This window comes from Pseudomonas sp. PS02303, assembly GCF_029959925.1.
Classification (GTDB): Bacteria; Pseudomonadota; Gammaproteobacteria; order Pseudomonadales; family Pseudomonadaceae; genus Aquipseudomonas; species Aquipseudomonas mandelii.
Map to the genome: position 1 here is coordinate 22,780 of NZ_JASCOM010000046.1, position 12,548 is coordinate 35,327.

Here is a 12,548-nt window from a genome sequence, read left to right on the forward strand (position 1 = left end):
GGGCCGGCAGAAACAGCCGACTCCGGTTTATTTCAGATCAAATTCGCCGACCATTCCCGATTGGTAATGCCCCGGCACGTTGCAGGCAAACTGAAGCCCTGCACTGTCGTTGAAGGTCCAGATCAGCTCTTGGGTTGAGCCAGGCTCAATCAGGACACTGTTAGGGTCGTCATGCTCCATTGCGACCATCTTCATTCCGCCCATGCCGTGGCTCATGCCGCTCATCTTCCCGGTACCGGTAGGGCTTAATGTTCCGTTCTTGAACATGCTTGCCATTTCTTTCTGGTGTGCTGCATGAGCAGCGGCTTTGCCGATGTTGAACTCATGCAGCAGCGAACCCTCGTTGCGAAGGACAAAGCGGATTGTTTCACCAGGTTTTACGTCGATGCTTTTAGGCTTGAAAAAAATGTCGCCCATCTCGACCTCTACAGTGCGGGTAACGTCAGAGGCCACACCAGGCTGGCCTATGTCGTCTTGTCCATGCCCAGCATTAGCCATAGCCGTAGCAGCGAAAAAAAGGGTCATTGCTGCGATGAACGGGGTAGCGAGCGTAGTTTTCATGGTGACCTCAGGAATACGTGGGAACATTGGCTATGCTAATGATGCTCAGCTGCCAGCTAACTGACTTGGGCATTACTTCTTTGTCAGTTTTCTAAATAGATACGGCGTCCAATTGACGCCGCAACAAGATGCTGACAAGTACTTATCCTGGGGGCGTTTATTGATGGTTTTCTGAAAGCATCAATTTGTGCTCGCGCTGCATCTGGCGCAAAACGTCGTCAACAATTTTGTCGTGCTTCTCCATCCAGGCTAGATGCTGTTGGGGTGACATTGAGGCATCTGGGTGATCGTTGTGGAGCTGGCTCATGATGTCGCCAAGCATCTTCATGTGTTCTGCCATGTGGACGTGACGCTCTCCTTCAGGGGCTTGTTCAGCTTTCATCAACGTGGCCTCGGCCTTGTCGCGCAAACCTTCCATACGCTCAATCACACGATCTCCGCCGCTTTCAGCCCACACAGAAGCCGAGACCAGTATCGAGCTTACAAAAAACAGCATTTTCAGGTGGTTCATCGGGGTAGCTCCTCATGAGGGAATCCGACTTCCATACGATTCATCGCTCAGAGGTCGGTCGAGCACCAATGAAGTGCTCATGTCTGAACCCTAGCCAGCACTCGCTGACATCTACCTGAAGCCAAGATTACTTTTCTGTCAGTTGCTGGTTGGCTGCCAGTTTTCGTTGCAGACTCCGCTTAACCTTTATCTGAGAACGACCTCATGAGACTTCTTGTCGCTGAAGACGAACCAAAAATAGGTATCTATTTGCAGCAAGGGCTCAACGAGGCCGGGTTCAATGTCGACCGTTTCACGAATGGAAAAGAGGCGCTTCAGCACGCTTTGAGCGAAGCCTATGATCTGCTGATTCTCGACGTCATGATGCCGGGTTTGGATGGCTGGGAAGTCCTGCAGAAGGTGCGCGCTTCCGGGAAAGACGTCCCGGTGCTTTTTCTCACCGCCAGAGACCGCGTTGAAGACCGAGTGAAGGGACTTGAACTCGGTGCGGATGACTATCTGATCAAACCCTTCGCGTTTTCTGAATTGCTTGCTCGAGTCAGAACGCTGCTGCGTCGCGGTAGCAGCGCACCTTCGCAAACCTTTATGAAACTGGCTGACCTTGAAGTGGACCTGCTCAAGCGTCGAGCCATCCGAGGAGGCAAACGCATAGACCTTACGGCCAAAGAGTTCGCGTTGCTTGAGCTTCTGCTGCGTCGTCGAGGGGAGGTGCTGCCAAAGTCTCTTATCGCCTCCCAGGTTTGGGATATGAACTTCGACAGCGATACCAACGTTATCGAGGTTGCAGTGAGACGGCTCAGGGCCAAGATAGACGACGATTTTGAGGTCAAGTTGATTCATACCTCAAGGGGAATGGGTTACATGCTCGATGCACCAGATTCGGAGTCGTGATGAACCGGATGTCCCTGACGACTCGTATGAGTCTGATGTTTATGCTCGCGGTAACGGCCGTGCTCACGGTCGCCGGACTCAGTTTCAATAACCTCAGCCGGCATCATTTCAAGATGCTGGATCAGCAGGCATTGTACGAAAAACTCCACTCGACCCAGCGGATCTTGTCCGGGCTGAGCAACATCGATCAATTCAGCGAGGCTAAACCGGAGTTAGAAGCGCTGCTGGGCGCACACCGTGATTTGACTGCGCTTATCATCGATGGCGACGGCAAGGTGCTGTTTGCGGATCCCGGCCCGGTCGACGTTCCGAAGGCGTTTCGAACAACCACAAACACAACCGTCTGGGAATGGCGGGAGCAAGAGCAGATGTTCCGTGGTGTGACTGCGCAATCCGTAGTGACGGGACAAGAAAGGCCATTAACTGTCATGTTGATTTTTGACGTTACGCAGCATATGTCCTTTTTCGAGACGCTCGAACGATGGTTTTGGATAGGGTTGGTGATCAGCGCATTGGTCAGTGCTGCACTCGGCTGGATGGTAGCTAGCAGTGGCATGCGGCCTATCCGCCAGGTCACATGGGTTGCTGCCTCCATGTCAGCAAAATCACTCAAGGAGCGTATTCCCCTGGCACCCGTTCCGAAAGAGCTTCAACAGATGGTGTTGTCGTTCAACGCCATGTTATCCAGGCTCGACGATGCATTTGTCCGGTTATCCAACTTTTCGGCAGACATTGCCCACGAACTACGGACCCCCGTGAGCAACTTGATGACCCACACTGAAGTGGTGCTTTCGAGAAAAAGAAACATCGAGGACTACGAAGACAATTTGTACTCCAATCTTGATGACTTGAAGCGCATGAGCCGGATGATTGATGACATGCTTTTTCTGGCGAAATCTGACAATGGTCTAATTACGCACGAGAGCAAGCCAATAGACCTGGTGGCTGTCGTGGAAAAATTGCTTGAGTACTACCGCCTGTTGGCTGATGAACGAGGGATCGAGCTCAAGGTTTCAGGACGGGGGAGCGTGCGAGGTGATGTTCTTATGCTCCACCGAGCGATTTCCAATCTGCTCTCAAATGCGCTGCGCTACACCTATGAAGGGACGTCAATCAGTGTCGATATTCAGCACAAGGATGCGTCGGTAACGGTTGTCGTGGAAAACTATGGTGAGCCCATTGCCCCCGAACACCTTGAAAAGCTGTTTGATCGTTTTTATCGCGTGGACCCAGCGCGGCGAGAAGGAAGTCCGAGCAACGCAGGGCTAGGTCTGTCAATTACCCGATCAATTGTCGAAGCGCACAATGGCAAGATCTGGTGTACGTCAGGCGACGGGAAAACGGCTTTTCATCTTGAGTTTCCGGCCGTCGATTCCACGGTTAGCTGAGCGACAAAACATTGGGACCAACGACGTCTTGGCGTTCTGCGTTTGCTACGCCTCTGCGGATTTTTCAAAGTGATTGAGCTCCCCTGTCCTGCGGTACGCCGTGTCTTTTCCAGGTCTTGCTACGCTCAACGATTAGATGCCAAACATCGGATCAAGCTGACTGAAATGTAATCGAACAGTTTGTGATCGTGTGGCATCGTGTTCTCGCACTGTGACGTTAGGGCTAGCGAGTTTCTCCTGTTCAACCTGGCGAAGAGGACGGGGGCTCCAAGTTAATCAACAGTGGTTTTTAAAGAAATTAAAAACTAGTTCCTCCCAAAAAACCTCGAATCAACAGCGCTTGCTGTGAGGAGTCTTGCATGTCATTCCTTAAAACTACGTCCGTGGCTGTTGCAATCACTGCTGGTTTGCTTCTGAGTGCAGTGGCCCAGGCACATCCAAAACTACTTTCTTCCACTCCGGCAGAAGGCTCGGATGCGGCGGCTCCGTCGAAAATCGAACTGCATTTTTCTGAGAATCTCACCACTCAGTTCTCCGGTGCAAAGCTGATCATGACCGACATGCCAGGCATGCCTAACTCACCCATGGGTGTAAAGGCCGCCGTCGCTGCTGGTGGTGATCCGAAAACCATGGTGATTACGCCGGCTGCACCGCTGACCACCGGCACCTACAAAGTTGAATGGCGTGCAGTGTCTTCGGACACCCACCCGATCACCGGCAACTTTTCATTCAAAGTGAAATAATCCATGAGCGACTCATTAAATATCGTGGTTCGCTTTGCTCTCTATTTTGACCTGATGTTGTTATTTGGACTGGCCATATTTGGCTTGTACAGCCTCAGGGGAAAGGAAAGGGTATCGGGCACGGTCTTGAACTTTGAGTCGCTTCTCTACGGTACTTCTGTTGCAGGTGTAGTTCTGTCCCTTGCTGCGATGTTGTTGCTTGCAAAAGCAATGAGCGGTGTATCGGAGCTTATGGAGCTACATCACCACATTTTTGAAATGGTCATCATGGGCACCGACGTTGGGCTGACCTGGATGGTTCGGATAGCCGCCTTGGTGGGGGCAATTCTGGGCGTCGCGTTGAATAAACGATATCCGACACCCAGCCTCTGGATCGTCACCGTCTGTGGAGCAATCGCGTTGGCCACGCTAGCCTGGACGGGGCATGGTGCCATGGACGAAGGCAGCCGCCGCTACTGGCATTTTCTCAGCGACATTTTCCATTTATTAGCGGCAGGTGGCTGGTTGGGTGCTCTAGCGGCCTTCGCTCTACTGCTACGGTTGAAATCGCTGAAGGGTGAGGAGGAAGCACGTATTCTTGCCCGCGTGCTGACTGGCTTTGAGTCGGCCGGCGGTGTGATTGTTGCGATCATAAGCGTTACGGGAGTAGTAAATTACCTTTTCATCGTCGGTCCCAACCTTGATGAGGTCATGCTCAGTACCTATGGCCAGTTGCTGTTTTTGAAGATCCTGCTCTTTGCCGGGATGATCGTTTTAGCGACGCTGAACCGCTTTCACTTAAGCCCGCTATTGGAGCGCTCGGTTCGCAATGGTCAATACTCTGTAGCGGTCAATGCCTTGCGCCGCAGCATGAAATTCGAATTCCTGATGGCAATCCTCATCATCTGTCTTGTCGCATGGTTAGGCACGCTAAGTCCTGAAATGGAAATGAGCGCGCAATAGAGGTTTCTGGCAGCTAACCCAGAAGCCTGGAGCGTGATTGTTAGCACCATTTCTACTGGCTACACTTCAGCCCATGACACGCTGTCTACGGCTTTGCCTGATTTTCCTGATTAGCCTGGCGCTTCCCCTCAGCGGGATGGCGGGTGTTCAAGCGCCGGAGAGCCATGTCCAATGAAACCCTTGGATGGCGGATGACAACATGGGCCAACGCTGCCGCCGTGACATGAAGTCCCCCGAACTCGGTGAACCCCGTAAGCCGAGCAAGGGTGCAAAACAGGCGGTAAGCTGCACATTTCAAAGCGGCAATGAATTTACCCTGTCGCACGGTTAAGCACTTTGCGTCAGAAATTTAATAAGCACGGAGGTGTCGGTGGTTCAATAATGATAACTGAGCACGGTTAACTTAGAGCTATTACCATCGATTTTCCCACATGTCGCCGCATGCGGTTTTAATGGGATGGCAAATTTGCGAACCACAGGACAATCCTAAGGCACGCATCCTGAAATAAACCAAGATAGCGGACTTTATTGCACAATGACGATTCTCACCTCGTACAATCTCTACGCACATGGAGTCTTTTGCCGCGTTAACTACGATTCGACAATGATTCAATGATGCGACATTGCTCTATAACACCACCGTGGCAGCAAACACTCAGTCGTGTCAGTTCGGCTTCTAAACCTCGTAAGTCCTGAATACGGATTCGAACTTGTTGGAGTTGCCCTTGCACTTTCGCATCCACAGCGGCGCAGGAAGCGTCGCGTCGGTCAGCCAGGCCGAGTAGATCGCGAATGTCATCGACGCTGAACCCAAGCGCGCGGCTGCGACGGATAAACAGCAGCCGGTTGCGCTCTTCATCTGTGTAAAAGCGATAACCCGACGGTGATCTTCCAGCAGAAGGCAGCAGCCCTGACTGCTCGTAATAGCGGATGGTTACGGCTTTGGTATCGGTCAGCTTCGCCAAGGCACCGATCGTGTACGTGGGCGCATTCATTTCTCTTGACCCTATAGTTGCTGGAATCCTCATTCTACTCGCGTCAGGCAACAAGCAAATCCTTGCTCACCGTTCTACCGATCGCCAGGCCTCTGATCGATGAAAACCCTCCCCGCCGATCTCTTCAACTCGAGTTTGGACGCTTTGCTCTGCACATGGCTGCTTACCTTCGTAGCAGAGCTTCTGTGCTGCTCGTCGGCCGCCGCATAGGGCAAGTGCCCTGTGTGCTTTGCTGTGAGGACGGGATGCCGCCTGATATTAGCGTCACGAAATAGGACGCCGTTGATGCCAACACCGTAGGCGCGAGGGGAAGCAGCATTTCCTATCTACTACCGGCCACTTACTCACTGTGATCACGTTGAACATGAATGGTCGCTGGTGGATGCCTTAAGGCATCGAAGAATCTCTTGACCTTATAGTGGCTATAAGGTGTTCACTCTCGCCATGAAAAGCGGAGAGCGTTCTCATGAAAAACTGTTGCGGTGACGAGCAAGCACCAAAAAAGCCAGCGGGCGTGGACGTTTTTGACCCTGTCGCATCCGGGAGCTGCTGTGCGACTTCCGCAACATCGGGTGAAGACGAAACCGATCGAGATCGAACTACCAGTTGCTGTTCTTCTAAGACCTCGGACGTGAATCCTGCGCTTTCAACAACCAAAAGTGCGGATGGCTGCTCTGCTGGAGGCAACGGCGGAAAGACAAGCTGCTCCACTTCATCTCCGACATCTTCTCAATATCCACCTACCGAACCGAACGAGCCCACCACCTCGGTTGTTACCGATGCATGTTGCTCTGCATCTGGAACGGATGGCCCAAGCGCGTGCGCATCCAAAGTGTCATCAGCCGTTGTCAACGACACGGCTCGCTTGAGTCGTTTCCGGATTGGGCAAATGTGCTGTCCTACCGAGCAGGCGATGATTGAGGGCAAGCTTGCAAAGATGCCTGGAATTCAGAAATTGGAATTCAACATGATGAACCGTACTCTAGGTGTCTGGCACGAATTGCCACATACCCTGGGAATCGAAGCGGCCGTGTCATCGCTTGGTATGCAGGCGGAACCGTTGAATGGCGCGGTCGACGTACCAGGCGCGGATAAGCAGCAAAGCCAGTTTGAAGCTGAATCACTGCGCAAAAGCACCTGGTGGCCGTTAGCGCTGTCTGGTATTGCTGCGGTAGGCGCGGAAATTTTGCATTTCACCCAGGCAGCCCCCGAATGGGTGATTGCTGCTGTAGCTTTAATCTCGGTAGCACTCTGCGGGCCCGCGACTTACAAGAAAGGTTGGATCTCTCTCAAAAATTTCAATCTCAACATAAACGCGTTGATGAGCATTGCGGTGACGGGAGCGGTCCTGATTGGGCAGTGGCCAGAAGCGGCGATGGTCATGTTTTTATTTACTGTTGCCGAATTGGTTGAGGCCAAGTCGTTGGATCGTGCACGCAATGCGATCAAAGGACTGATGGACTTGACCCCAAATCATGCAACGGTGCGCCAGGCAGACGGCAGTTGGCTGGACGTAGATGTCAAAACCGTCCAGATCAGCTCCTTGGTTCGAGTTCGCCCCGGCGAGCGCATTGGTCTGGATGGCAACGTGATCTCCGGCAACTCTACCGTAAACCAAGCCCCTATCACCGGGGAAAGCTTGCCCATCGAGAAAGCTGTCGGTGACCCTGTTTATGCCGGCTCGATCAATGAGTCCGGTTCCTTCGAGTACCGCGTGACGGCTGAGGCCAGCAATACGACACTGGCCCGGATTATTCATGCTGTGGAGGAAGCCCAAGGTTCACGCGCCCCGATCCAGCGGGTCGTCGATAAGTTCGCCAAGGTTTATACGCCATCGGTGTTTTTCTTCGCCCTTGCCGTTGCGATATTCCCGCCCCTGTTTATGGCCGGATTATGGGCTGACTGGATTTATCGGGCGCTGGTGCTTCTGGTAGTCGCTTGCCCTTGCGCACTGGTGATTTCGACCCCGGTGACCATTGTAAGCGGCCTCGCGGCAGCGGCGCGAAAAGGCATTTTAATCAAGGGCGGGGCGTACCTGGAAAGCGGTCGCAAGATCACCCATCTGGCCTTGGATAAAACTGGGACCATTACCCATGGCAAGCCCGTACAGACCGATTTCCTGCCTCTAGCTGATGGATTATCTAGAGATTATCGCATTGCCGCCGCGAGCCTTGCCCAACGTTCGGATCATCCGGTTTCGCGGGCTATTGCCAAACAAACGGCCCAGCAATCGCTGCGGTTGCTGGAAGTGGATAACTTCGAAGCGCTGCTGGGCCGAGGGGTCCGCGGCGAGATCGAGGGTAAGCGCTACCAGTTGGGTAACCATCGTTTGTTGGAGGAGTTGGGGTTCTGCTCACCTAATACCGAAGCCGCCCTGGGCCACCTTGAGCGGCAAGGGAAAACTGTAGTCATTCTGTCCGATGACAAACGGGCGCTGGCGTTGTTTGCAGTCGCCGATACGGTAAAAGCCACCAGCCGAGCCGCAATCGAGGAGCTTCACGCGTTAGGTGTGAAGACTGTGATGTTGACAGGGGACAACCCACATACCGCGCTGGCAATTGCCGCGCAGGTAAACATTGACGAGGCCAAGGGCAATCTCCTACCGATCGATAAGCTCAAAGCCATCGAAGCCTTGATCGATCATAAAGGCACCGTCGGCATGGTCGGTGACGGAATAAACGATGCCCCTGCGCTTGCTCGGGCTGATGTGGGCTTCGCGATGGGGGCAGCTGGCACCGATACGGCGATCGAGACTGCTGACGTAGCAATCATGGATGATGATTTGCGCAAGATTCCTGCCTTCATTCGTCTCTCCCGCCAGACCGGAGCAGTACTTACGCAAAACATTGCGCTCGCGCTGGGCGTTAAAGCCATCTTCCTAGCCGTTACGCTCACTGGTCACGCTACGATGTGGATGGCGGTATTCGCGGATATGGGGGTAAGCCTGTTGGTAGTACTGAATGGCCTGCGCTTGCTGCGCAAATGATACGGACACGATGCCTGCTTTGCTGTTCCAAGACCTGGATCCCAGTGGGTGATACCGCACGAGCAAGAGTCAGTGCTTTTCAAAAAATACCAGTTTCAGATGTACTGGAACGGTTACTACGGAATAGCCAATGAACGGTTTCCCAATGACAGCTCGTGTACAGCCGCCTACTTTGTGGTGGGGAATTGCAGCGGTCCTGGCGTTGATCGATCAAAGTCTAAAGCTTGGCGTCGAGCACCTTTATGAGCTGGGCTCATCGGTCGCCGTAGGCTCATTTTTCAACATAGTGCATGCACGCAATACCGGCGCCGCGTTCAGCTTCTTGGCTGACGCTGGAGGCTGGCAGCGTTACCTTTTCGTTGTTGTTGCGCTAGCCGTAGCATTGACGCTCGTCGCGATCCTTCAACGGGAACGTCACTGGAGCGAAGCCTTGGGCTATTGTCTCGTTTTGGGTGGGGCTGTTGGCAATCTTATCGACCGTTCTTTGCGAGGCTTTGTCGTGGACTATCTGGATTTTCACTATCAAGGCTGGCACTGGCCCGCGTTTAATCTCGCAGATATATGTATTGTCAGCGGCGCATCGTTTTTATTGGTCATAAGCGTGATTAGCCCCGCGTCGCCAAGCAAACGTTGACGATGGAGCGCCACCTTCCAGTACGTGTCCTAAGGTGGTCTGGTCGCGCATGGCTAACGCCTGGGTTAGCGGTTTTTGCTGGGCATGCTGGTCATCAAGATTGGCATCAGCATCAGGCTCACCAAATAGCTATAGGTATCGACGTGCCTGTAACAGTGGAATGCCTGCCGCGTCAGCACACCGAGTTTGCAGTGTTTATTCCAGCCGGTGTTCGGCATCGAATCAGCGGAGCCCTCATCGTTTCAATCTACTTGGACGTCTTGGCAGAAGAGGGCCAGGTTTTGCCGAAGACCATGACGCCGATTCCGATCAATATCGCCCCGGCTGACGCCGCACTAATTGCTGACTCCTTGAAGGCAGGCGCGGGAGACACTCGGTCCGCAGTGCGAAAAGCCCTACAGATAACCGATGCACCTCCAGTCGCCGATCCTCGCCTGGCAATAGTCAGCACGGCCATTTACCAGGGCATGGTACGACGTGAAGAGTTGGCAGCACTGGTACACCTGTCCCCAACTCGATTCTCGCATTGGTTCGTGGAACAAACCGGTTTGCCGCTGCGTAGCTATGCTAAATGGCTACGACTGACCCAAGCTGTTCGACATCTGGCATCCGGAGAACCTATAACCACCGCTGCGCACGCGTCAGGCTTCTCCGACTCAGCCCACTTTTCCAGAACCTTTCGCTCGCTGTTGGGTATAGATCCCTCATCGGCGCTCGCCGAAGTGAGCTTGCATTAAGCGACTAGGTTAGAGGCTTGCGGCCTTAGCTACAGGCCGCTCGCCGATTGGAATAGTTAAGCTTTTAGAGCCAGGATTCGACGTGCGCCGTTCAAAACGATCAGGCCAACGACCGTACCAATCACCAAGTCTGGGTACGGAGACCCTGTCCAAGCGACCAATGCTCCTGCAGCGATTACGCCAACGTTCGCAATCACATCGTTGGCTGAGAAAATCCAACTCGCTTTCATGTGTGCTCCTCCTTCGCGGTGGCTGTAGATCAGCCACAGGCAAGTGACGTTTGCCACCAGCGCGACGGCGCCTATCCCCATCATCAGCATCGATTCAGGTTCACTGCCATAGAGAAAGCGTCGAGCAACTTCCAAAAGCACACCCAAAGCTAGAATGATCTGAAACATACCTGCCAGGTGTGCTGCACGTACTTGCATTCCCGCGCTGCGGCCGACCGCAAAGAGGGCCAGCCCGTAAACGGCCGCATCAGCAAACATGTCCAGCGAGTCGGCAATCAGCCCCGTCGATTGGGCAATCAGGCCAGCACTCATTTCGGCGAGAAACATTGCACCATTGATGCCGAGCAATATTTTTAATGTGCTGGCTTCCTTTGAAGCGTTTTGCTCTTCATTGGCACTGTTGGCTGATACGGACTCTGGGCTGATGGGCTGCGTATCTAATAGCCTTGCCCCCAAGCCAAGTGACTCCAACTTGGTAGCGATCTGCTCTACGGCCCCTTCGTGAAAAACACTCACCTGTCTACCGGATAGGTCAAAAGAAAGTGAAGCTATTTCCTGCAAGCCATTCAGCGCGAGTCTGATCATCCGTTCTTCGGAAGGACAGTCCATTTTTGGTACTGAAAATTTGCTGATCCATGTCCCTTCATTTAATGGCTTAGCTGCTGCTTCTGGGCCTGCTGAAGCCGGGCCACAGCCACAGGATTTGTCACACGAACTCATGGGGCCGCTCCTCTAAATACACTTGATCCTGTCGATTACAAACCTTCTAGCCGCTATAAGGTCAAGCGAGGATATTCATCATTCGATTGTAGCTCTTTCGTTCAATCCAAACGCCAGCCTGTGACTTATCGTCTTCGCTTCCTAAAAGGAGGTGAGCGATGATCATTATTTTCCGATACGTCATACGTTGGATGAGCTATCCGCTCATATTTGGTGGCACCGCTGCGTTCATGGTTTGGGCGCTTTACACCGGGATTCCGCCATGGCCCACAACACTCCTGATCGCTATTGTGAGCTTGTTCACGATCGCCGCGCTGGAGCAATTCCAACCCTTTCGTCAATCCTGGCTCGAAGATCATCAAGACACCTCGACCGATTTATTGCATATGCTGGTCAACCTTTCTGTCATTCAGTTCACTGCTGAAGTCCTCGCCAAGCTTGGCGATGCGGTGCCGGCATCAGTTCGCCTTTTTCCCAGCGAGAGTCCCCTCTGGTTACAGCTGGTTCTGGTCGCAACCGTCCTCGATTTAAGCCTGTATGTCATGCATCGCATCAGCCATCGGGTGCATTGGCTGTGGCGTATGCACATGATTCATCACAGCGCTGATCGCCTTTATTGGATGAATGGGGAGCGCAGACATCCGCTGCATGCGGCGCTAATGGCCGGACCGGGGCTGGTGGTTCTGCTCGCCTCAGGTGCGCCGTCGGCCGTTATCGCGACTTGGTTCAGCATCTTGACCGTTCATTTAGCCTTCCAGCATTCGAACCTGGACTACTCGTTGGGCTGGTTACGCAACGTGATTGGAGTCGCCGAGACACATCGCTGGCACCATAAGCGAGAGTTCGAAGATGCCCAGGTCAACTTCGGAGAGTTTTTACTTATTTGGGATCACCTATTTGGAACCTTCTATGACGCAGCAAACAAGCTCGGTGATGCGCAGGTAGGGCTAAAAGAGCGAGACTTTCCAACAGGCTATCGTGCGCAGCTAATCGCGCCGTTTAGGCGCAAGCCTCAGAACCATATGATCTGAAGTTGCGTACCACGAAACGCCTATTCGCGCATTTACTGCCATGTGTTGTAGGGTAAGCGTCCAGCCAACACACCTTCCGAACTCCAGCATTAAGGGCGATGGTGTCCGCGTATTTTTAAGCGGACGCGATCGCCCTTAACGTCAGGATTTCCATGCGCCAACGAAGCTCTTACCCGAAA

Annotated in this window: 12 protein-coding genes; 8 read left to right on the top strand and 4 right to left on the bottom strand. The window is 53.2% G+C overall.

Features of this window, described 5'->3' with window-relative positions; genetic code table 11:
- Window positions 1–27: 27 nt before the first annotated feature.
- Together QMX98_RS13475 and QMX98_RS13480 are read right to left on the bottom strand one after the other, a co-directional pair.
- Window positions 28–561, bottom strand: coding sequence for a plastocyanin/azurin family copper-binding protein (locus tag QMX98_RS13475; protein ID WP_019816982.1), 534 nt, complete (start codon window positions 559–561; stop codon window positions 28–30).
- Window positions 562–718: 157 nt separating this feature from the next.
- Window positions 719–1,072: a co-regulatory protein PtrA N-terminal domain-containing protein gene (locus tag QMX98_RS13480; RefSeq protein WP_024014911.1), complete on the bottom strand. Its 354-nt coding sequence runs from the start codon at window positions 1,070–1,072 to the stop codon at window positions 719–721.
- A gap of 204 nt (window positions 1,073–1,276) precedes the next feature.
- Between QMX98_RS13480 and QMX98_RS13485 the strand changes: the two genes are divergently transcribed.
- From QMX98_RS13485 to copD, 4 genes are all read left to right on the top strand, one after another.
- Window positions 1,277–1,963, top strand: coding sequence for a heavy metal response regulator transcription factor (locus QMX98_RS13485; protein WP_019816984.1), 687 nt, complete (start codon window positions 1,277–1,279; stop codon window positions 1,961–1,963).
- Complete coding sequence (locus QMX98_RS13490; protein ID WP_019816985.1) at window positions 1,963–3,351, top strand: heavy metal sensor histidine kinase; 1,389 nt, start codon at window positions 1,963–1,965, stop codon at window positions 3,349–3,351. Before QMX98_RS13485 ends, QMX98_RS13490 begins: the two co-directional genes overlap by 1 nt.
- A gap of 359 nt (window positions 3,352–3,710) precedes the next feature.
- Window positions 3,711–4,094, top strand: a complete 384-nt coding sequence (gene copC / locus QMX98_RS13495) for a copper homeostasis periplasmic binding protein CopC (RefSeq protein ID WP_024014909.1) — start codon at window positions 3,711–3,713, stop codon at window positions 4,092–4,094.
- Between the two features lie 3 nt (window positions 4,095–4,097).
- Window positions 4,098–5,036, top strand: coding sequence for a copper homeostasis membrane protein CopD (copD, locus tag QMX98_RS13500; protein WP_019816987.1), 939 nt, complete (start codon window positions 4,098–4,100; stop codon window positions 5,034–5,036).
- Window positions 5,037–5,623: 587 nt separating this feature from the next.
- On the opposite strand, the gene QMX98_RS13505 is transcribed toward copD, so the two are convergent.
- Window positions 5,624–6,031, bottom strand: a complete 408-nt coding sequence (locus QMX98_RS13505; RefSeq protein WP_019816989.1) for a helix-turn-helix domain-containing protein — start codon at window positions 6,029–6,031, stop codon at window positions 5,624–5,626.
- 913 nt (window positions 6,032–6,944) lie between these two features.
- On the opposite strand from QMX98_RS13505, the gene QMX98_RS13510 reads away from it, so the two are divergent.
- The 3 genes from QMX98_RS13510 to QMX98_RS13520 all read left to right on the top strand — a co-directional run bounded on the left by QMX98_RS13510 (window position 6,945) and on the right by QMX98_RS13520 (window position 10,388).
- Entirely contained in the window at window positions 6,945–9,017 is a 2,073-nt protein-coding gene (locus QMX98_RS13510) for a heavy metal translocating P-type ATPase (protein ID WP_232392676.1), read from the top strand.
- A 130-nt stretch (window positions 9,018–9,147) separates the two neighbouring features.
- Window positions 9,148–9,651, top strand: coding sequence for a signal peptidase II (gene lspA, locus QMX98_RS13515; RefSeq protein ID WP_019816991.1), 504 nt, complete (start codon window positions 9,148–9,150; stop codon window positions 9,649–9,651).
- A gap of 143 nt (window positions 9,652–9,794) precedes the next feature.
- Window positions 9,795–10,388, top strand: a complete 594-nt coding sequence (locus tag QMX98_RS13520) for a helix-turn-helix transcriptional regulator (protein WP_225568928.1) — start codon at window positions 9,795–9,797, stop codon at window positions 10,386–10,388.
- Window positions 10,389–10,444: 56 nt separating this feature from the next.
- Here the strand turns inward: QMX98_RS13520 and QMX98_RS13525 are convergent, their stop codons facing one another.
- On the bottom strand, window positions 10,445–11,338 hold the full coding sequence (locus QMX98_RS13525; RefSeq protein ID WP_032872266.1) for a cation transporter: 894 nt from the start codon (window positions 11,336–11,338) through the stop codon (window positions 10,445–10,447).
- A 158-nt stretch (window positions 11,339–11,496) separates the two neighbouring features.
- Between QMX98_RS13525 and QMX98_RS13530 the strand changes: the two genes are divergently transcribed.
- On the top strand, window positions 11,497–12,369 hold the full coding sequence (locus QMX98_RS13530; RefSeq protein WP_019816994.1) for a sterol desaturase family protein: 873 nt from the start codon (window positions 11,497–11,499) through the stop codon (window positions 12,367–12,369).
- Window positions 12,370–12,548 lie beyond the last annotated feature (179 nt).

Coding starts and splice junctions, on each gene's coding strand:
- QMX98_RS13475 (WP_019816982.1), bottom strand. CDS start 561: ATGAAAACTACGCTCGCTACCCCGTTCATCGCAGCAATGACCCTTTTT.
- QMX98_RS13480 (WP_024014911.1), bottom strand. CDS start 1,072: ATGAACCACCTGAAAATGCTGTTTTTTGTAAGCTCGATACTGGTCTCG.
- QMX98_RS13485 (WP_019816984.1), top strand. CDS start 1,277: ATGAGACTTCTTGTCGCTGAAGACGAACCAAAAATAGGTATCTATTTG.
- QMX98_RS13490 (WP_019816985.1), top strand. CDS start 1,963: ATGAACCGGATGTCCCTGACGACTCGTATGAGTCTGATGTTTATGCTC.
- copC (WP_024014909.1), top strand. CDS start 3,711: ATGTCATTCCTTAAAACTACGTCCGTGGCTGTTGCAATCACTGCTGGT.
- copD (WP_019816987.1), top strand. CDS start 4,098: ATGAGCGACTCATTAAATATCGTGGTTCGCTTTGCTCTCTATTTTGAC.
- QMX98_RS13505 (WP_019816989.1), bottom strand. CDS start 6,031: ATGAATGCGCCCACGTACACGATCGGTGCCTTGGCGAAGCTGACCGAT.
- QMX98_RS13510 (WP_232392676.1), top strand. CDS start 6,945: ATGATTGAGGGCAAGCTTGCAAAGATGCCTGGAATTCAGAAATTGGAA.
- lspA (WP_019816991.1), top strand. CDS start 9,148: ATGAACGGTTTCCCAATGACAGCTCGTGTACAGCCGCCTACTTTGTGG.
- QMX98_RS13525 (WP_032872266.1), bottom strand. CDS start 11,338: ATGAGTTCGTGTGACAAATCCTGTGGCTGTGGCCCGGCTTCAGCAGGC.
- QMX98_RS13530 (WP_019816994.1), top strand. CDS start 11,497: ATGATCATTATTTTCCGATACGTCATACGTTGGATGAGCTATCCGCTC.